Genomic DNA, 19,297 nt, shown 5'->3' with positions numbered 1-19,297 from the left:
CACCCCAGAGGACACTTAAGGGAGGATTAGGAATGGAGCATTGGAAAGAGTCACAACTCAAGAAACTCTCACACACTGAAGACATCAATATCGCTTTTCGAATGTCGCTCGATTTCGTCAAAAACCTGGGTTACAAATTTTGCGCCTTCTCAACCAGCTCAACCACTGCCAGCTCCGATTGTAACGTTCTGAGGCTTAACAATTTCCCCTCTGGCTGGAACGCCCGGTACGCGCAAAACAATGCCAATCAGCCCGACCCCATTGCCGACCACTGCGAGCACTCCATGCTGCCCGTTCTCTGGAGCGAACAGCTCTTCTGCAAAACCCCATGGCTTTGGCAGATGTTGCAGCAGCAAGGCTTGCCGCATGGTTGGTCGCAGGCGATCCATGATGAGGAATCCGGTCTGCGCAGCATCCTCAGTCTGGCCAGGAGCCATTGTCCGATTTCGCCCTATGAACTGTATGAAAACCTGGGATTTACGGTGTTCATCAGCCGTCATTTGCATGCCCTGGCAAGCCGGGCATATCCGAAAAAACCTTCGCACCCGCCCCTATCAATACGAGAAGTCGAAGTCCTGAAACTGTCAGCCACCGGCAAGACCGCTTTCGAGATCGCCAGAATCCTCAGTTTGAGTGAGCGCACCATCAATTTTCATGTGCACAGGGCCATCGAGAAGCTCGGGGTCAATAACAAGATTGCTGCGGTGATCGCTGCAACCAGGTCCAGAGCCATCTGAACCACTGGGTGCCAGGAAAACCTGCGGGTAATCCAGCGTAAAAAAACGTACCATTTGCGGCTGCTGCCTGAGTGTTGCCGTGTGAACCTGCACGACGAAGTACACTCGGCGAGTCCCGCCCGCTTCAGCGCCCCCGGGCAGCGGCAATCCCGTTGATTACCCAGAGCCTCGCCCCATGCCTTTGCTCGAAACACCCTTCGCCAGCCTCGACTTGATCCGCCAGCCCGAACAGCAGAACGAACCACTGCAAGCTTTCGATGCGGCCGACGAATATTTGCTGAACCACCTGGCCGAGCAGAATCCGGCGGCGGACACCCGGGTGCTGGTGCTCAACGACAGTTTTGGTGCTTTGGCAGCCAGCCTGGCAGGCAAAGTCCGGGTGGTCAGCAGCGGCGACTCCTTCCTGGCCCTTCAGGGGCTGGAAAAAAACCTTGTACGCAACGGCCTGTCATTCGACGCGGTACCCGCCGTGCCAGCCAGCGAGCCGCTAAACGGGCCATTCGACTGCGTGCTGGTGCGGGTGCCGAAAACCCTGGCGCTGCTGGAAGAACAATTGATCCGCCTGCAGGGCCAATTGCAACCGGGTACCCAAGTGATCGCCGCAGCGATGATCAAACACCTGCCACGGGCGGCAGGCGATCTGCTTGAGCGCTACATAGGCCCGGTGCAAGCGTCGCTGGCGGTGAAAAAAGCCCGCCTGTTGATTGCCACTGCGCAAGCCAAAGCACCCGCCTCATCGCCCTACCCCACCCGTTACCGGATCGACGAGCCGGCGATCGAATTGCTAAACCATGCGAACGTGTTCTGCCGCGAGGGCCTGGACATCGGCACCCGCGCATTTTTGCCACATCTGCCGAAAAGTCTCGGCACGGCGCGGGTTGCCGATCTGGGCTGCGGCAACGGTGTGCTAGCGATCGCCAGTGCCCTGCAAAACCCCGAGGCAAATTACACATTGGTGGACGAATCCTACATGGCCGTGCAATCGGCCGCCGAAAACTGGCGTGCGGCGCTGGGTGAGCGGGAAGTGATTGTGCGTGCTGGTGATGGCCTGGCAGGCCAGGAGGCGCAATCGCTGGACGTGGTGTTGTGCAACCCACCGTTTCACCAGCAACAGGTCGTCGGGGACTACCTCGCCTGGCGGATGTTCCAGCAAGCCCGGGAAGCGTTGGTCGTGGGCGGCGCGCTGTACATTGTCGGCAACCGACACCTGGGTTATCACAGCAAGTTGGCGCGGCTGTTCCGTGGCGTCGAACAGGTGGCGGCCAACCCGAAATTCGTGATTCTCAAAGCACGCAAATAAGCGGCCGCTCCAGGGTTGTGAATCCGCGCCAGAAGACAGCGGGACGGGAAGTTCAGTGGGTGGTCAGGCCTGCGGCATTCATGAACATGCGCATCAGGCTGGCGACGATGAACAGTGCACCGACACTGCCAACCCAGATCATGGCCAGCCAGCCGAGCCGCTGCCACAGCGGCTTTTTTTCGCTTTCTTCAATCTCGCGCAGGGAAGGTTTGCTGCTCATTGCTTCGATCTCCTTCAGATCGATGGCGCCGTTATCGACGCCATCAAAGGCAAGTCGTGGAGCTAGTGATACCCGTCTTCGTGCGTGACCTTGCCGCGGAATACGTAGTAGCTCCAGAAGGTGTACCCCAGAATGAACGGGATGATAAATAGCGTGCCGACCAGCATGAACCCCTGGCTTTGCGGCGGCGCGGCGGCGTCCCAGATCGAGATCGACGGCGGCACGATATTCGGCCACAGGCTGATACCCAATCCACTGTAGCCGAGGAAAATCAGCACCAGCGTCAGCAGGAACGGCGTGTAGTGCGCATTGCGGGCCACGGCGCGAATCAGACCGTACATCGTCACCAGTACCAGAATCGGCACCGGCAGGAACCAGAAGAGGTTTGGCAAGGTGAACCAGCGCGCGGCGATCTCTGCGTGGGTCAGCGGGGTCCAGATGCTGACAACGCCGATCACTGCCAGCAACACGAAGGCCAGTGGCCGCGCCAGGTCATGCATCTGTTCCTGCAGCTTGCCCTCGGTCTTCATGATCAGCCAGGTGCAACCGAGCAACGCATATGCCACCACCAGCGCCGCACCGCAAAACATCGTGAAGGGTGTCAGCCAGTCCAGCGAACCGCCGGCAAACTGCCGGTTGACCACGGGCAATCCGTCGATGAACGCCCCCAATGCCACGCCCTGGAAGAACGTTGCGGTGACCGAACCGCCGATGAACGCCTTGTCCCAGAGATGTCGTTTGTCATCCTTGGCCTTGAAGCGAAACTCGAAAGCCACGCCGCGAAAGATCAGCCCGATCAACATCAGGATCAGCGGCAGGTACAAAGCCGAAAGCACCACCGAGTAGGCCAGCGGGAAAGCCCCGAACAGTGCTGCACCGCCCAGCACCAGCCAGGTTTCGTTGCCGTCCCAGACCGGCGCGACGGTGTTCATCATCACATCACGGTCGCCCTTGCCGGGAATGAACGGGAAAAGAATCCCGATGCCCAGATCGAAGCCGTCCATGACCACGTACATCATGATGCCGAAGATGATGATCACGGCCCAGATCAGCGGAAGATCAATACCCATGAGTCAATTCTCCCTGGTCAGGCTGACATCGCCATCAGTGTGCTCGTCATCCGCTGCGGAGAGCGGACGCGCCGGTGTACGTTTCTGGCCTGGACCACCGTCGTTGGTTTCCTTGCCTTCGTCGATCTTCGGCCCTTTGCGCACCAGGCGCATCATGTAACCCAGACCGGCACCGAACAGCGCGAAATACACCACGACGAACAGAATCAGGGTAATGCTCATCTGCATGAAGCTGTGGTTGGAAGATGCATCTGCCGTGCGCATCAGGCCATACACCACCCACGGCTGACGGCCGATTTCAGTGGTGAACCAACCGGCAAGGATCGCGATCAGGCCGGACGGCCCCATCCACAACGCCAGGTACAGGAAAGGGCGCGAGGTATAGAGGGTGTCGCGCTTGCGCAGCCACAGGCTCCACAGTCCGGTGAAGATCATCAGCAAACCCAGGCCGACCATGATCCGGAACGACCAGAACACGATGGTCGAGTTTGGCCGGTCTTCGGGCGGGAACTCCTTGAGCGCGGGCACTTGTTTGTCCAGCGAGTGGGTCAGGATCAGGCTGCCCAGGTACGGGATCTCGACAGCAAATCTGGTTTTCTCCTCCTTCATGTCCGGCCAGCCGAACAGGATCAGCGGCGTCGCCTCATCACCTTTGTTTTCCCAGTGCCCTTCGATGGCGGCGATTTTTGCCGGTTGATGCTCAAGCGTGTTGAGGCCGTGGAAGTCCCCGATCACCGCCTGTATCGGCGCAACGATCAACGCCATCCACATGGCCATCGACAGCATTTTGCGGATCGCCGGATTGTCCTTGCCACGCAACAGATGCCAGGCCGCCGAGGAGCCGACGAAGAATGCCGTCGCCACGAATGCCGCCGTGGCCATATGCATCAGGCGATAGGGGAACGACGGGTTGAAAATGATCGCCAGCCAGTCAGTGGGAATGACCTGACCATTGACGATTTCGAAACCCTGCGGGGTTTGCATCCAGCTGTTGGAGGCGAGGATCCAGAAGGTCGAGATCAACGTACCGATGGCCACCATCACCGTGGCGAAAAAGTGCAGCCCCCGGCCAACCTTGTTCCAGCCAAACAGCATGACGCCGAGGAAACCCGCTTCGAGGAAGAATGCAGTGAGCACTTCATAGGTGAGCAGTGGCCCGGTCACGGAGCCGGCGAAGTCCGAGAAGCGACTCCAATTGGTGCCGAACTGATAGGCCATCACCAGGCCGGAGACCACGCCCATACCGAAATTGACGGCAAAGATCTTCGACCAGAAATGGTAGAGGTCACGATAGGTATCGTTATGGGTTTTCAGCCACAGACCTTCGAGTACCGCCAGGTAACTCGCCAGGCCGATAGTGATGGCTGGAAACAGGATGTGGAACGAGATGGTGAACGCGAACTGGATTCGGGCGAGATCAAGTGCCTCTAAACCGAACATAAGTCTTCCTCTGTCAGGTAGTACGGCTGCTGGCTGGGAGCCTGCATCCCCGGCCCCACGGATATCGAGTGCGGCGAATTCCAATTCGTTCTTTTTTTTACCGGCATCACACCGCAGGGGTCTGGCCTTGCGGCCGCCGGATCAATTCCTTTTGGGGTATTGACCTGGATCAATCAACGTTGAAAGCGTAGTCCCATTTGTGGGGAAGAACCGCGTGGTCTATTGCCGCGTGACAAGTTGCCTCATGGAGTTGATGAGGCCTGCACACCATTTCCCTGTGAGGGCGGGCTTGCTCGCGAATGCGCTGTGTCAGTCGAAATCAATGCTGGATGTACCACCCTCTTGGCGAGCAAGCCCGCACACAGGGACTATTGGCTGCCTGGAATAGATGTCTGGCTAACTAAATTTTCCGCCGCCGCAACTTCCTGTTACAGGTTGGTGATAACCTCACCCTTCCCCTCCCCCAAGATTTGCCCGCAGATGCCCAGCCAAGAGCCCTTGCTGTTACGTCACCACCGTCCCTTCATTGCGTTCTGGCTGGCGCGGGTTTTTACCGCCAGCGGCTTTCAAATGCTCACCGTGGCGATTGGCTGGAACCTGTATCAACTGACCGGAAACGTCCTCGACCTCGGTCTGGTCGGCCTGGTGGAATTCGCGCCACGCGTGCTGTTCATGCTCCACACCGGACACGTCGCGGATCGCTACGACCGGCGCAAGGTCGCCGCGATTTGCCAGTCACTGCAAGCGCTGATCGCCCTGGCCCTGGCCATCGGCAGCGCTACCGATCACGTTACCCGGGAAATGATCTTCATCCTGGCCTTCCTGCTCGGTGCCGCGCGCTCCTTCGAAATGCCGACCACCCAGGCCTTGCTGCCGAGCATCGTGCCCAGCGCCCTGTTTCCCCGAGCCGTTGCTGCTGCGCAATCGGCCCAGCAATCGGCAACCATCGTTGCCCCGGCCCTCGGTGGCTTGTTGTATGCCTTTGGCAGTGTCTGGGTATATGGCCCGACGGTGCTCCTGTATGTCATCGCCTGTTCGCTGATGCTCAACCTGCCGGCGCGACAGACGCCACTGAACAAGGGCAAGGCCACCCTCGACTCACTGCTTGCGGGCATCCGTTTCATCCGCAGTCGTCCGGACATTCTCGGTGCGATCTCCCTCGACCTGTTTGCCGTCCTGCTCGGTGGCGCGACGGCATTGCTACCGGTGTTTGCCAAGGACATTCTGCTGACCGGTCCATGGGGGCTGGGCCTGTTGCGCTCGGCACCGGCGGTGGGGGCGCTGCTGATGTCGCTGTTCCTCGCGCGATTTGCCGTGGAGCGCAACGTCGGACGAGTCATGTTCACAGCGGTGGGTATCTTCGGTGTGGCCACCATCGCCTTCGGCCTGTCGACTTCGTTCTGGTTTTCCCTGGCAGTGCTGGTGGTACTGGGCGCTGCCGACATGATCAGCATGGTGATCCGCGCGTCCTTCGTACAACTGGAAACCCCGGACGAAATGCGCGGCCGGGTCAGCGCCGTGAACGGCCTGTTCATCGGCGCTTCCAATCAATTGGGTGAGTTCGAGTCGGGCCTGACCGCCCACTGGTTCGGCACCGTGCCCGCAGTGGTCATGGGCGGGATCGGCACGCTGGTGGTGACCGGAGTCTGGGTCAAACTCTTCCCGACCCTGGCCAGCCGTGACCGCATGCATGAGCCTAAGGAAGAGGCGAAGGTCTGACGTTTATTTGACCAATAACTCTGCTGCCACCGTCGCACGCGCGGCCTTGCCGCAGAGCTGCTCCACCAGTGCCAGTGCAAAGGCCAGCGCTGCGCCGGAACCCTGGGCGGTGATGCAGTTGCCGTCGACCACTACCGGTTGATCGACGAAGTTACAGCCTGACAATTGATGGCTGGCCGAAGGCAGGCAAGTCATGCGTCGTTGTCGCAACACACCAAATGTTTGCAGCGTCACCGCAGGCGCTTCGGCAATGCCCGCGAACAAACGTCCGGCCGCCGCCTGGTCCTTGATCAATTGTTGCAGGGGTTGATGGGCCGCCAAGTGTTGTGCGCTGACGGCACCGCCCGGCAGGGCGATCAGGTCGAATGGCTGCGCCAGCAAATCCACCAGCATTGCATCGCAGGTCAGGCGCGTGCCGCGAGCGCAGGTGAGCATGCGCCGCCCCTCGGTACTGGCCACCACCACTTCGACGTTGGCGCGGCGCAGCACATCGATCAGGGTGACTGTCTGCAGGTCATCAGTGCCCTCGGCAAGGGAAATCAAGGCTCGAAAGGTCATTGGCTACGATCCACGGAATGATCCTTAAAGCGTAGTCAGCTTTCCTGCCCCCTGTTAGAACCGTGCCGTTACTTGATGTAAAGCTGCGTCGACATCGTGATGCCCGGGGCATTGAGCGAGATATTGCTGAAGGTGAACGTGCCTTCCTGTTTGCCCGCCAGATCGAAGGCGTACAAATAGCCCACGGTTTTCCCCCCCGGGGTGCAAGTGGTCAGGTTGCCGTTTTTAAAGGCGCAGACCGGTGTGCGGGTGCCATTGACGTCGAATCCATCCAGCCCGACATGGGGTTCGCGCCCGTAACCGACCTCCAGCACGTAAATCATGATGTTCGGGCCACTGTGATCGCAGCGGGTCTGAGCCTGCCCCTCGGCAATGTCTTCAACGCCACAGGACGGCGATGACACCTTTAGCACTTTCAACTGACTCAACGGCGGGGCCGAAGCTGCCGCAGCGCTTTGAACCCCGAGAAACAGCGCTAACATCGCCGCAAACACGCTAACCAGACGCTTTTTCATGCAGGACCTGAATACCCCGAAAAACCAGCGCGCAGTATGGCGCAGTTGGCTTCGTCGCAAAACATTGCTAACCATCGCAGGCTTAAGCAGCCATAGCCCCACGCTGCTGGTATGATGCGCGGCTTTTTCCGGCCCACAGTAAATTCCAGGCGCGTTCTGCTGTCTGTGCTTTGCTGTTGAGGTCGATACATTCACGGCGCCCGGCGCGCCACGGGGAGCAGACATGCTGGAAAGGCTGTTTCAACTCAAGGCACACAACACCAACGTGCGGACCGAGATTCTGGCGGGCGTCACGACCTTTTTGGCCATGGCCTACATTCTGTTCGTCAACCCGAGCATCCTCGGCGAGACCGGCATGGACAAGGGTGCCGTGTTCGTCGCCACCTGTCTGGCGGCGGCCATCGGCTCCACAACCATGGGCCTGATCGCCAACTACCCGATCGCACTCGCACCGGGCATGGGCTTGAACGCCTTCTTCACCTACACCGTGGTCCTGCACATGGGTCACACCTGGCAGGTGGCACTGGGAGCGGTGTTCATCTCGGCAGTGTGCTTCTTTCTGCTGTCGATCTTCCGCATCCGTGAATGGATCATCAACAGCATCCCGTTGCCGCTGCGCTCGGCGATTGCCGCCGGTATCGGCCTGTTCCTGGCGCTGATCGCCCTGCACAACGCCGGAATCGTGGTCAGCAACCCGGCAACCATGGTCGGTCTCGGTGACCTGAAACAACCGGCGCCTATTCTCGCGACCCTCGGCTTTGCCCTGATCGTCGGCCTCGAAGCCCTCGCCGTGCGCGGTGCGGTGCTGATCGGCATCCTGGCTGTGACCATCGCGTCGATCGTGCTGGGCTTCACCCCGTTCGGCGGCGTGATGTCGATGCCGCCGTCCCTGGCCCCGACCTTCCTGCAACTGGACATCAAAGGTGCCCTGGACATCGGTCTGGTCAGCGTGATCTTCGCCTTCCTGTTCGTCGACCTGTTCGACAACTCCGGCACCCTGATCGGCGTCGCCAAGCGCGCCGGGTTGATGGGCAAGGACGGCCACATGCCGAAAATGGGGCGCGCCCTGATCGCCGACAGCACCGCGGCCATGGCCGGTTCCCTGCTCGGCACCTCGACCACCACCAGCTACATCGAATCCGCCGCTGGCGTGAGTGCCGGTGGCCGCACCGGCCTGACCGCCATCGTGGTGGCAATCCTGTTCCTGCTGGCGCTGTTCTTCTCGCCACTGGCCGCCAGCGTTCCGGCGTTCGCCACTGCACCTGCGCTGTTGTTCGTGGCCGTGCTGATGACTTCCGGCCTGGCCGAGGTAGACTGGGAAGACATCACCGTTGCCGCACCGGTCGTGGTCACCGCCCTGGCCATGCCATTCACTTATTCCATCGCGAACGGCATCGCCTTCGGCTTCATCTCCTGGACCGTGATCAAAGTGCTGTCGGGCCGCGCCCGTGAACTGAACCCGGCGCTGGTGATCTTGTCAATTCTGTTCGTGATCAAGCTGGGTTGGTTCAACGCATGACTTTTGATTCCCAGGCCTACGCCGCTCAACTCGAAGACAAGGTCACGCGCCTGCGTGACCTGCTGGCCCCGTTCGATGCACCCGAGCCGGCTGTCTTCGATTCGCCACTGAAGAACTTCCGCCTGCGCGCCGAGTTCCGCCTGTGGCGCGAAGCCGGCGAGCGGCACTACGCAATGTTTTCCCAGGAAGACAAACGTACGCCGATCCTGATCGAAGAGTTTCCGATTGCCAGCCTGCGCATCAACCAGTTGATGCCGCAGCTCAAAGCCGCCTGGCAAGCCAGTGCGGCCCTGAGCCACAAGCTGTTTCAGGTGGAGTTCCTGACCACCCTGGCGGGCGATGCGATGATCACCCTGTGCTATCACCGCCCGCTCGACGAGCACTGGCACATGGCGGCTGCGAAACTGGCGAGCGACTTGAACGTCAGCATCATTGGCCGTTCCAAAGGCAAACGCGAAGTCATCGGTCACGATTATGTGGTCGAGAAACTGGAAGTTGGCGGCCGCACCTTCAGCTACCGCCAACCCGAAGGCGCGTTCACCCAGCCCAACGGCACGGTGAACCAGAAGATGCTCAACTGGGCCTACGACGCCCTGGGCGATCGCACCGACGATTTGCTGGAGCTGTATTGCGGCAACGGCAATTTCACCCTGCCGCTCGCTACCCGAGTGCGCAAGGTGCTGGCCACCGAAATCAGCAAGACCTCGGTCAATGCGGCGCTGAGCAACCTCAGCGAAAACGCCGTGGATAACGTCACCCTGGTGCGTTTGTCCGCCGAGGAACTGACCGAAGCCCTGAACGAAGTGCGCCCGTTCCGCCGTCTGCACGGCATTGACCTCAAGAGCTACGAGTTTGGCAGCGTGTTCGTCGACCCACCGCGCGCCGGCATGGACCCGGACACCTGCGAGCTGACCCGGCGCTTCGACAACATCCTGTACATCTCCTGCAACCCGGAGACCCTGGCGGCCAACATCGCCCAGTTGCACGACACCCACCGCATCACCCGCTGTGCGATGTTCGACCAGTTCCCATGGACTCATCACATGGAATCCGGCGTGTTGTTGACCCGGCGTTGATCACCTTGCCAGATGCAATCAAGCCGTCTCAGTGACGGCTTTTTTGTATTCGTATTCCGCCCCCTGATTAATACTTGTCGCGCCTCTTCATCCAAAGCCCGGTGCCATCATGCAGCGACAATTCGACGATCTACAGTTGGGCAGCATCGAGCTGTTTTGCCTGGCCGCCGAAGCCGGCAGCTTTACTGCTGCTGCGTCAGTGGCAGGGGTAACGCCCGCCGCAGTGAGCCGTTCGGTGTCGCGCATGGAGGAACGCCTGGGTGTACGCCTGTTCGCACGTACCACCCGCAGCGTCAAACTGACCGACAGTGGCCGGCGCTACTACGAGGAATGTCGCCAGGCACTGGTGCAACTGGTTGAAGCCCAGCGCGAGGTCATGGGTCAGCAGCAAGTGCCCTCCGGAACATTGCGCATCAGTATTCCGACCACCTATGCGCACCATCGAATCCTGCCATTGCTGCCCGGATTTCGCGCGCGCTATCCGGCAGTGAAGGTCGAGTCGCACATCAGCAACCGCAACATCGATTTTGTCGGCGAAGGCTATGACATGGCCATTCGCGTGCGCGCCATACCGGATTCCGGCCTGATCGCCCGGCAGCTTGAAGACGCCCCATTGGTGATGATCGCCAGCCCCGACTACCTCAAACGCGCCGGAACCCCGCAAACCCTCGACGACCTGGCACAACACGAATGCATACAGTACGAATTGCCCAGCAGTGGGCGGCGCATCGCCTGGCTGTTCAATGACGAGGGTAAACCCCGGGAAATACTGGCCGAAGGCAATCTCAGTTGTTCAGACGATGTGCTTGGCGCAGTGACCCTGGCCAAACATGGGGCGGGGTTGTTTCAAACCTATCGTTTTATCGTCGAAAACGAGCTGGCCGCAGGCTCGCTGGTGGAAGTGCTCCAACCCTATGGCGGACGCTCACGGCCCTTCACGCTGCTCTATCCGCAAAGTCGCCACGTGCCATTGCGACTGCGGGCGTTCATCGACTTCCTGGTAGAACACCTGCCGCGCTGAACGACGAAAGCGTTCGATCACCGCATGGAATACGCCGGACAAATTTTGCTTCAACGGACCGAATTAACCATTAGGTACATTTCATCTCCGCAGGCTGAAAAAAAGCATCGCGCCAAGCCCCTTCCCAAAGGAACAGTGCTCTGTGGGGCAGGCTTGCCCGCAAAGGCATCAGGCCTGCAGGTAGCGCAACACCGACTCGCAAATCATCTCGCGATGACGCTGCTTGATGCTTTCGTCCGGCAAGTCGATCTGGAAAATCTCACCGATGGTATGTCTGTTCGAAACACGATGAAAACAGAACGAACTGATCAGCAGATGTACATCCAGCGGCGCTAGCCCCTGCCGAAATACACCCGCCTCAACACCCCTACGCAGAATCTCACTCAGGGAATCGAGAATGGTGTTGTTCATGGCCCTGATCGCTTCGGAGCGTTTCACGAACTCGGCATTGTGGATGTTTTCGATGCTGACGATGCGCACGAAATCGACGTTGTGGTCGTGGTGATCGAAGGTGAATTCCACCAGGCGTCGAATCGCATCCACCGGCGCCAGTTCAGCCAGATGCAAGCGACTTTCGGTGTTGCGAATATCACCGTAGAGTTTTTCCAGCACCTCGACATAGAGCTGCTCCTTACTGCCGAAGTAGTAATAGATCATGCGCTTGGAGGTATGAATGCGCTCGGCGATGGCATCGACGCGAGCACCGGAAAGACCCTGCTGGACGAACTCGACAATAGCCTCTTGCAGGATATTCTCGCGGGTCTTTTCCGGGTTGTTCTTGCGACTCTTGCGCGGCTCGGCAACAGCCGCAGGCGCAAGAGGAAGTTCTGAAGTTGTTGTCATTGCGGGCTCACGGCCATCACTGCACAAGCAGCCGATTATGGGCCGCGCCACACAGAGAAAGGAAGCTGCGGGGTGGCGCTTTCGTTGCCGTGCTTACGATTTTGCTACAACTTCGCCTGACGAAGGGCACCTCTTCTGGATCTGGCCTTGGCTGCCAGCCTCACTGCGACATTGGCAGCACCATAACCGACATAACTACTCAGCGCCGGCTTTGCTGCCATGCGGCTGCCAGACCACTGCAACAGATCACGGCGATACCGACCACTGTGGTCAGGGTCGGCGTGTGGGAAAACAACAGCCAGCCCAGCAGCCCGGCAAACACGATCTGGCAATAGCCGAAGGGTGCCAGCAAGGCCGGCGCGGCGTGGCGGAACGCCTGGGTCAGGAACAAATGCGCAGTCATCCCGCATGCCCCCAACGCCAGCATCATGATTGCGTGCATCAAACTCGGGAACTGCCAGAAGAACGGCACCAGCGCACTCATCACCAAGGTGTTGCACAGCCCGGCGAAGAAGTTACTAGTGGTCGGGCTGTCGACTTCGCTGAGCTTGCGGGTGAGCAGTTGGTAGAAACAGAAAAACAGCGCCGAACAGAGCGGCAGCAAGACGGCCGGGGTGAACAACTCACCGCCGGGATGCACGATGATCAAAACACCGATGAACCCGCAAATCACTGCGACCCACTGTCCGCGGGTCACCCGTTCACCCAGCAACGGCACCGATAAGGCCGTCACCAGTACCGGAGCCAGAAAGTTGACCGCCGTCGCTTCAGCCAGCGGTATGTACTGCAGGCCGGTGGTAAAAAACAGACTGGTTCCCAACAGGCACAACGCCCTGATCAGCTGCAACATCGGCCGCTTGGTGCGCAGGACCCGCAGCCCCGATTGCGGCAGAAAAATCCCTGCCATCAGCAGGGTATGCACCACATATCGCGCCCACACCACCATGACGATCGGGTAGAACCCGGACAGGTATTTCGACAAGGCATCGTGAGTGGAGAACAGGAAAGTCGCGAAAAGGATCAGCATGATCCCCTTGAAGGGCTGATTGACGCCGGAAAGCGGGGTGCTGATGGGCGACGTCAAGACGAGGTCCTTTTTTAAGAATGAGGCGAGGCTCTAATAATTTAGAACCCGGTTCCACTTTATGACACGAACAACAGAAGAAAGTGGGCGAACAGCGAACATTACTTGTAGTCGACAGAACGTTCAGCTGAACAGTTCCGAAGCCTGGCTTGCCGCCGAAAGCTCCTGGGCATACTCCAGTAAGGTCGGTGCCAACTCGTGCAACCGTGCACCGGGCATGCGTGCGCTCGGGCCAGCGATGCTCAGCACACCAATTACCCGCCCATTCAATGGATGGCGCACCACCGCGGCGATCGCCGATGTACCCACCGCAGAGCTTTCCTCGACCCAGGCATATCCCTGTTCCCGCGCCATTCGCAGGCGCTCCAGCAGTTCAATGTTGGAGCGTGGCGCATTCGGCCCCACGTCTGCAGGCAATTGAGCCGCTTGCCGCTCGACCAGCGACAACGCCTGGGCATCACTCATGCAAGCCAGCCAGGCATGCCCGGAAGCCGTGTAGAACAAGGGCGCGTCACGCCCCATGTCAGGATCGTAACGCAAGCCCGAGCGGGCGCCCTGGGATTTGGCGATCCAGACTTGCCGCTCGCCCTGGGTCACGCCAAGGCGCACCAGTTCACCGGTTTCCCGAGCCAGACGGTCGAGCACCGGCTGAACGATATCGGCGCCGCTACCGGCCAGATAGCGAAAACCCAGGGCAACCAGTCTGGTCGACAAGTGATAACGCAGGTTTTCCGGATTCTGGCGCACGTAACCCAAACGAATCAGCTCGGCGAGCAGACGATGAGTCGCGCTTTTGGGAATCTCCAGTTGTTCGGCCAGGGTCTGCATCGGCACCCCCTGCGGGTCCCCGGCAAGACTCTCCAGCAAGCTGAAAACACGCTCTATTTGACTGCCAGCCATGGGACGTTCCTGAAGACTTTGGTCGATTCTAAAATATAGCTGCGCAAATGCGAAATCCGGAACCAGGTTAGCGCCGGGATTAATCTGACCTTACATATTTGCCCGGCATAAATTTGCCAACGGCGTTATTCATGGACGCAGGCGTGACCGCCTTCATCTATGGAGAAACCGCAGACATGTTATGGAACAGAGCAAGACGCAGCGACAACGTGAACGACACTCGCGAGGGCAAGGAAGCCCGCAAAATCACAGGGAAACAGACCTTCATCGCATTGGCTATTACCGCCACGCTGGGAGGCGCGGGTGTTTACTCGACACTGGACACAACGTCGAACAACCTATCAATTACCCCTTCTTCACAGACGCTTGATGATCCGCAGTTGCAATTCGTCCAGTCGATATTGGGCGATACCGAAGACACCTGGGCACAACTATTTTCCCAAAGCGCACAACGCTACCCGCTGCCTACCCTCACCCTCTATAGCAACAGTGTGAATTCGGCCTGTGGTTTTGCCGGTTCCAGTGCCGGGCCGTTTTATTGCCCGCAAGATCAGCGGATCTATCTGGATCTGGAATTCTTTCGAATCATGGGCGAACAGCACGCCGTGATCGGTGAATTCGCCCAGGCCTACGTGCTCGCTCACGAGGTCGGCCATCACGTGCAACTGGAACTCGGTATGTCCGACCCGTTCGAGCAGGCGCTGAACCATGGCCAGCGAGTCACCGGTGATGGTGGTCTGGAGGTCCGGGCGGAACTGCAGGCCGACTGCCTGGCAGGGGTCTGGGCGCATCATGCGCAACGACGCCTCGACTGGCTGGAGCCAGGAGACATCGACGCGGCATTGAACGCCGCGGCTACGTTTGGCGATGACTCCTTGCAGCGTTCCGCCAACAGGACTGTGCGCCCGGAAACGTTCAACCATGGAACGTCGCAGCAACGGACAAACTGGTTCAAGGCAGGTTTTACCAGCGGGAAAATCGATACCTGCGACACTTTTAACGCCGAGGAACTGTAATAGCGCACCCAGAACTTCACCCCCGTACAGAACCTGTGCCCCTCAACAATGTCTGACGACCGGACTGGCGCCGCTTACGCTGAGCAGCAACACTCAGCGCACGGTTCTTTACCCGGTTCAAAAGAGGATTCGCACATGCTATGGAAAAAAGGCCGGCGCAGCGACAACGTGGTCGACGCCCGTGGCGATGATGGCGGCGGTGGCGGTGGCGGCATGCGCTTTGGCGGCGGCAAGGGTCTGAGCCTGACGGCTATCGTGCTGATCGTCGGCATCGGCTGGATCACCGGACAGGACCCGATGCAAATCCTCGGACAACTGACCGGGCAGATGGAACAGCAATCTGCGCCCGCCACCCACCAGCCCGGCAAGGCGCCACCGGCCACTGACGAGGGCGCGGAATTCGTGCGCTCGATCCTGGGCGATACCGAAGACACCTGGGGCCAGATATTCCAGCAGGCTGGTCGCCAATACAAGGACCCGACCCTGGTGCTGTTCAGCAATCGCGTCAACTCGGCCTGTGGCCTGGCCACTTCGGCAACCGGTCCGTTTTATTGCCCGGCAGACCAGAAGGTCTATCTGGACATGAGTTTCTTCCAGGAGATGTCCCAACGCTTTTCCGCTGCGGGTGACTTCGCTCAGGCCTACGTGATCGCTCACGAAGTCGGGCACCATGTGCAGACCTTGCTTGGCGTTTCGGCAAAAATTCAGGCAGCGCGCCAACAGGGACGGCAGATGGAAGGAGACGGCGGTTTGCTGGTCCGCCAGGAACTGCAAGCTGATTGCCTGGCCGGAGTCTGGGCCAACAATGCGCAGAAACGCCTGAACTGGCTGGAACCGGGCGACATCGAAGAAGCCCTCAACGCGGCCAACGCCATCGGCGATGACCGCTTGCAACAACGGGGTCAGGGCCGCGTAGTGCCAGACTCATTCACCCACGGTACATCGGCGCAACGGGTGCGCTGGTTCAAAACCGGTTTCGCCCAGGGCCAGGTAAGCCAGTGCGATACCTTTGCGGCGAAAAATCTGTAGATGAAAAATTGGTTGTTGGTGTTGTTGATCACTTGCACAAGTACCCAGGCGGCCGAGCATGGGGTCGAAGAACTCAGTCCCGGACGCCTGCTGTTGAAAGAAGGTGAAATGGTCGTTGGCATCAGCCCGGCCCCGGCCAGAATCGAGCGGGTGCTTGTCATCCTTCACGGCCGTTTGCGCAATGCCCAAACCTATTTGCACAGCGCCGAGCGGGCCGCTGAGCTGGGTGGGCAAAGCGCGACGACCCTGGTGATCGCTCCGCAGTTTGTCAACGAACTCGACGTTGCAGCACACCCGGTGGCTGATACAGTACTGCGCTGGCAAGGCAACGAGTGGATGGCCGGCGGCTTATCCACAGGTCCATTCCCCCTCAGTTCCTACGCAGCACTCGATGAAATCATCGCGCGCCTTGGCGATCGCCAGCAGTTTCCCGATGTGAAACAGATCGTCATCGCCGGTCACTCTGGTGGCGCCCAGGTGGTTCAGCGATACGCGCTGCTCGGCCACGATCAGCCGGCCCTGCAAGCGGCCGGCGTGCAGCTGCGTTACGTGATTGCCAACCCGTCCTCTTACGCCTGGTTCGATGAACGCCGCCCTGTAGTGTTCAGCCACGCCGGTTGCCCACAGTTCAATCGCTGGAAGTACGGATTGGCGGATTTGCCTGCCTACGCCGAAGGACGAACTGCCGCGCAGCTGCAGGAAAAGTACCTCACGCGAGACGTCGTTTACCTGTTGGGGCAGCAAGACAACGACCCGAACCATCCAGCGCTGGACAAGGGGTGCGAGGCCCTGGCCCAGGGCCCGAATCGACTGGCCCGCGGGCGCAATTACTTCGACTATCTGAAGCGCCTTTCCCCAACCGGATTGAACCAGCAACTGATCGAAGTGCCCGGGGTCGGGCATGAAGGGGATGGGATGTTCAGTTCACCGCAGGGGCAGATGGCGTTGTTTGGGCAGTGAGTTTTGTGTTGTCTGATCGGGCGCCTTCGCGAGCAAGCCCGCTCCCACAGGGAGAATGCGATCAACTGTGGGCTTGCTCGCGAAGGCATCAGAGCAGACAACAATGCCCTCAAGCCAAGAGCATCTGCCGTAACTCGACACAATCCGCCGCATGCCAGTCAGTCAATTCCGGCCATGGATTATCCGGCAGATTCACCAGCACTGTTCGCGCCCCCGCCGCTCGCCCGCAATCGAGATCAAAGCGATAGTCACCGACCATCACCATCTCGCTGGCCGGCACCTTCCAGGCTTCAGCCAGTTTCAGCAAGCCACCGGGATGTGGTTTGGGCGGTGCTTCATCGCGGCCCAGCACATCCTCCACCGCAAAGCAGTCGGCCAGGCCGATGGCCTCAAGCGTGACGTGCGCCAGCTCACGGGCATTGCGCGTAAGGATGCCCAGGCGATAACCGCGCCCGGCCAGTTCACGCACCAACTCTACCGCCCCCGGCGCCGGCTTCGAACCCAGCGCCAGATCCCGTTCATGCTCGAGCAACCAGGCGTGCTTGGCGGCGGCTTCCTCGGCCGGCAGCGCGGCGAGGTGGGTCAGGATGTCGTCCTCGGCAGGAATCGCCAACGCCACGCGAATCGCCGCGAAATCATGCACCGCCACGGTCAGGGTGCCGTCCATGTCGAACACCCAGTGACGCACCTCGGCCAGGCTCACGCCCAGTCCTTGCGGTGACGGATCAGCCCTTCCTGGGTGACCGATGCCACCAGTTGCCCGGCGCGGTTGTACACGCTGCCGCGGGAGAACCCACGCGAGTTGCCGGCCCACGGGCTGTCCATGGCGTACAGCAGCCAGTCGTCAGCACGCAGATCGGCGTGGAACCACAGGGCGTGATCGAGGCTGGCGACCTGCATGTCCTTGTTCCACACTGTTTTGCCATGGGGCTGCATCGATGTGACCAACAGACCGAAGTCCGACGCATAGGCCAGAAGATACTTGTGCAGCGCCGGCGAGTCGGCCAGGGCGCCATCGGCGCGAAACCAGACGTACTTGATCGGGTCGCACGGCAGCGGGTTGTAGGGATCGTTCTCGGTCACCGGTCGGAATTCGATCGGTTTTGGGCACAGCAGCTTTTCGCGCATTTTTTCGGGGATCAGGTGCGCACGTTGCTGGGTGATCTCCAACTCCGAAGGCAGGTTTTCCGGACCGACCACTTGCGGCATATCGGTCTGGTGCTGGAAGCCTTCTTCGTCATACTGGAACGAGGCGCTGCAGGTGAAGATCGGATGGCCTTTCTGGATCGCAGTCACCCGGCGCGTACTGAAGCTGCCACCGTCGCGCACCCGGTCAACCTGGTAAACCACCGGCAAACCGGCGTCGCCAGGACGCAAAAAGTAACCATGCATCGAATGCACATGACGCGCCTCTTCCACCGTCTGACTGGCTGCCGACAGCGATTGGCCGAGTACCTGTCCGCCGAACAATTGGCGAAAACCCAGGTCCTGGCTGCGACCACGAAACAGGTTCTCTTCGATCGGTTCCAGAGTCAGCAGGTCAACCAGATCTTCCAACACTTGGCTCATTCAGACTCTCCTCACGCAACACATTGCCGCGCAGTCTTGGCTGCGACGGTCGATTCAGTTTCGGGACAGGGCCCATGGGGGCATTGTAAACGTCCGGGCCAGCTTATCCATGCAAGGTTTGCAGCCATTGTTCACGGCTGATGCGATACAGCACATGCCGGCGCAAGGGATGATCGGGGTCGAGTCGCGGATGGTCGAAGTCGTCCGCCGGGGCATGGTGCATGCCGATGGCTTGCATGACCTTCTCCGACGGCAAATTGGTTTGCGTGGTGAAGGCTACGATTTCCTTCAGCGGCAGGCGATCAAACCCGCAACGCAGAGCGGTCCACGCGGCTTCACTGGCATACCCCAGGCCCCAGTGCTCGCGAGCCAGGCGCCAGCCGATTTCAGTGGCCGGGACAAAGGGCGCATCAAAACCCACCACGGCCAGCCCGGTCAACCCGATGAACTGGCCGGTGTCCTTGCGCTCCAGCGCCCAGAAGCCAAAACCATGCTCTGCAAAATGCCCACGAATACGCCCGATCAAAGCAGCACTTTCCAGTCGGCTCAAAGGCGCTGGAAAATAACGCATCACCTGCGGATCGGCGCACATCGCCGCAAACTCGGGCAAATCTTCGTCGCGCCATTGCCGCATCAGCAGCCTCGCGCTCTCGAGTTCCAGTATCGGCTCCATCGTGCCCCCTTCTTTCCATGCCGCGAGTCTACATCGCTGGTAGGATCA

At 59.8% G+C, this 19,297-nt stretch carries 20 protein-coding genes; 9 read left to right on the top strand and 11 right to left on the bottom strand.

Annotated elements, in window-relative coordinates:
- Nucleotides 1-32: 32 nt before the first annotated feature.
- Both ASE98_RS21425 and ASE98_RS21420 read left to right on the top strand, forming a co-directional pair.
- Nucleotides 33-737, top strand: coding sequence for a helix-turn-helix transcriptional regulator (locus tag ASE98_RS21425; RefSeq protein WP_060543313.1), 705 nt, complete (start codon nucleotides 33-35; stop codon nucleotides 735-737).
- 175 nt (nucleotides 738-912) lie between these two features.
- Nucleotides 913-2,037 carry a methyltransferase gene (locus ASE98_RS21420; RefSeq protein WP_060543312.1) on the top strand — a complete coding sequence of 375 codons (1,125 nt, stop codon included), beginning with the start codon at nucleotides 913-915 and terminating at the stop codon, nucleotides 2,035-2,037.
- 52 nt (nucleotides 2,038-2,089) lie between these two features.
- Here ASE98_RS21420 and ASE98_RS26190 read toward each other — a convergent pair whose 3' ends face one another.
- The 3 genes from ASE98_RS26190 to ASE98_RS21410 form a co-directional block, all read right to left on the bottom strand.
- Nucleotides 2,090-2,257: a DUF2474 domain-containing protein gene (locus ASE98_RS26190; protein WP_082457606.1), complete on the bottom strand. Its 168-nt coding sequence runs from the start codon at nucleotides 2,255-2,257 to the stop codon at nucleotides 2,090-2,092.
- A 62-nt stretch (nucleotides 2,258-2,319) separates the two neighbouring features.
- Nucleotides 2,320-3,327, bottom strand: a complete 1,008-nt coding sequence (gene cydB, locus ASE98_RS21415) for a cytochrome d ubiquinol oxidase subunit II (RefSeq protein ID WP_060543311.1) — start codon at nucleotides 3,325-3,327, stop codon at nucleotides 2,320-2,322.
- Nucleotides 3,328-3,330: 3 nt separating this feature from the next.
- The gene (locus ASE98_RS21410) at nucleotides 3,331-4,767 is read right to left on the bottom strand and encodes a cytochrome ubiquinol oxidase subunit I (RefSeq protein ID WP_060543310.1); all 1,437 of its coding nucleotides are present in this window, start codon (nucleotides 4,765-4,767) and stop codon (nucleotides 3,331-3,333) included.
- A 480-nt stretch (nucleotides 4,768-5,247) separates the two neighbouring features.
- Here ASE98_RS21410 and ASE98_RS21405 point away from each other — a divergent pair, with 480 nt between their 5' ends.
- Nucleotides 5,248-6,486: an MFS transporter gene (locus ASE98_RS21405; RefSeq protein WP_060543309.1), complete on the top strand. Its 1,239-nt coding sequence runs from the start codon at nucleotides 5,248-5,250 to the stop codon at nucleotides 6,484-6,486.
- A 3-nt stretch (nucleotides 6,487-6,489) separates the two neighbouring features.
- Here ASE98_RS21405 and ASE98_RS21400 read toward each other — a convergent pair whose 3' ends face one another.
- Both ASE98_RS21400 and ASE98_RS21395 read right to left on the bottom strand, forming a co-directional pair.
- Nucleotides 6,490-7,044, bottom strand: coding sequence for a DJ-1 family glyoxalase III (locus ASE98_RS21400; RefSeq protein ID WP_060543308.1), 555 nt, complete (start codon nucleotides 7,042-7,044; stop codon nucleotides 6,490-6,492).
- A 68-nt stretch (nucleotides 7,045-7,112) separates the two neighbouring features.
- Nucleotides 7,113-7,559 (bottom strand): DUF4879 domain-containing protein, encoded by a 447-nt coding sequence (locus ASE98_RS21395; RefSeq protein ID WP_060543307.1) that lies wholly within the window; start codon nucleotides 7,557-7,559, stop codon nucleotides 7,113-7,115.
- Nucleotides 7,560-7,782: 223 nt separating this feature from the next.
- Between ASE98_RS21395 and ASE98_RS21390 the strand changes: the two genes are divergently transcribed.
- The 3 genes from ASE98_RS21390 (at nucleotide 7,783) to ASE98_RS21380 (ending at nucleotide 11,175) form a co-directional block, all read left to right on the top strand.
- Complete coding sequence (locus ASE98_RS21390; protein WP_060543306.1) at nucleotides 7,783-9,078, top strand: NCS2 family permease; 1,296 nt, start codon at nucleotides 7,783-7,785, stop codon at nucleotides 9,076-9,078.
- Nucleotides 9,075-10,154, top strand: a complete 1,080-nt coding sequence (trmA, locus tag ASE98_RS21385; RefSeq protein ID WP_060543305.1) for a tRNA (uridine(54)-C5)-methyltransferase TrmA — start codon at nucleotides 9,075-9,077, stop codon at nucleotides 10,152-10,154. The genes ASE98_RS21390 and trmA overlap by 4 nt, the downstream gene beginning before the upstream one ends.
- A gap of 109 nt (nucleotides 10,155-10,263) precedes the next feature.
- Nucleotides 10,264-11,175, top strand: a complete 912-nt coding sequence (locus ASE98_RS21380) for a LysR family transcriptional regulator (RefSeq protein ID WP_060543304.1) — start codon at nucleotides 10,264-10,266, stop codon at nucleotides 11,173-11,175.
- 168 nt (nucleotides 11,176-11,343) lie between these two features.
- On the opposite strand, the gene ASE98_RS21375 is transcribed toward ASE98_RS21380, so the two are convergent.
- The 3 genes from ASE98_RS21375 to ASE98_RS21365 form a co-directional block, all read right to left on the bottom strand.
- Nucleotides 11,344-12,018, bottom strand: coding sequence for a TetR family transcriptional regulator (locus ASE98_RS21375; protein WP_060543303.1), 675 nt, complete (start codon nucleotides 12,016-12,018; stop codon nucleotides 11,344-11,346).
- Between the two features lie 199 nt (nucleotides 12,019-12,217).
- Nucleotides 12,218-13,045, bottom strand: a complete 828-nt coding sequence (locus ASE98_RS21370) for a DMT family transporter (protein ID WP_060543403.1) — start codon at nucleotides 13,043-13,045, stop codon at nucleotides 12,218-12,220.
- Nucleotides 13,046-13,225: 180 nt separating this feature from the next.
- Nucleotides 13,226-14,002: an IclR family transcriptional regulator gene (locus tag ASE98_RS21365; RefSeq protein WP_060543302.1), complete on the bottom strand. Its 777-nt coding sequence runs from the start codon at nucleotides 14,000-14,002 to the stop codon at nucleotides 13,226-13,228.
- 176 nt (nucleotides 14,003-14,178) lie between these two features.
- Here ASE98_RS21365 and ypfJ (ASE98_RS21360) point away from each other — a divergent pair, with 176 nt between their 5' ends.
- The 3 genes from ypfJ (ASE98_RS21360) to ASE98_RS21350 all read left to right on the top strand — a co-directional run bounded on the left by ypfJ (ASE98_RS21360) (nucleotide 14,179) and on the right by ASE98_RS21350 (nucleotide 17,007).
- Nucleotides 14,179-15,018 (top strand): KPN_02809 family neutral zinc metallopeptidase, encoded by an 840-nt coding sequence (ypfJ, locus tag ASE98_RS21360; RefSeq protein WP_060543402.1) that lies wholly within the window; start codon nucleotides 14,179-14,181, stop codon nucleotides 15,016-15,018.
- Between the two features lie 135 nt (nucleotides 15,019-15,153).
- Nucleotides 15,154-16,047, top strand: a complete 894-nt coding sequence (ypfJ, locus tag ASE98_RS21355; protein ID WP_060543301.1) for a KPN_02809 family neutral zinc metallopeptidase — start codon at nucleotides 15,154-15,156, stop codon at nucleotides 16,045-16,047.
- Nucleotides 16,048-17,007 (top strand): alpha/beta fold hydrolase, encoded by a 960-nt coding sequence (locus tag ASE98_RS21350; RefSeq protein ID WP_060543300.1) that lies wholly within the window; start codon nucleotides 16,048-16,050, stop codon nucleotides 17,005-17,007.
- 109 nt (nucleotides 17,008-17,116) lie between these two features.
- Here the strand turns inward: ASE98_RS21350 and ASE98_RS21345 are convergent, their stop codons facing one another.
- From ASE98_RS21345 to ASE98_RS21335, 3 genes are all read right to left on the bottom strand, one after another.
- Nucleotides 17,117-17,710 (bottom strand): HAD family hydrolase, encoded by a 594-nt coding sequence (locus tag ASE98_RS21345; RefSeq protein ID WP_060543299.1) that lies wholly within the window; start codon nucleotides 17,708-17,710, stop codon nucleotides 17,117-17,119.
- Complete coding sequence (gene tesB / locus ASE98_RS21340) at nucleotides 17,707-18,576, bottom strand: acyl-CoA thioesterase II (protein ID WP_060543298.1); 870 nt, start codon at nucleotides 18,574-18,576, stop codon at nucleotides 17,707-17,709. The genes ASE98_RS21345 and tesB overlap by 4 nt, the downstream gene beginning before the upstream one ends.
- A gap of 103 nt (nucleotides 18,577-18,679) precedes the next feature.
- Nucleotides 18,680-19,249, bottom strand: coding sequence for a GNAT family N-acetyltransferase (locus ASE98_RS21335; protein ID WP_060543297.1), 570 nt, complete (start codon nucleotides 19,247-19,249; stop codon nucleotides 18,680-18,682).
- Nucleotides 19,250-19,297 lie beyond the last annotated feature (48 nt).

The organism is Pseudomonas sp. Leaf48 (genome assembly GCF_001421885.1).
In the GTDB taxonomy this organism is placed as follows: Bacteria; Pseudomonadota; Gammaproteobacteria; order Pseudomonadales; family Pseudomonadaceae; genus Aquipseudomonas.
The sequence above is the reverse complement of the archived record's forward strand: the minus strand, read 5'-3'. Positions and strand labels throughout refer to the sequence as shown.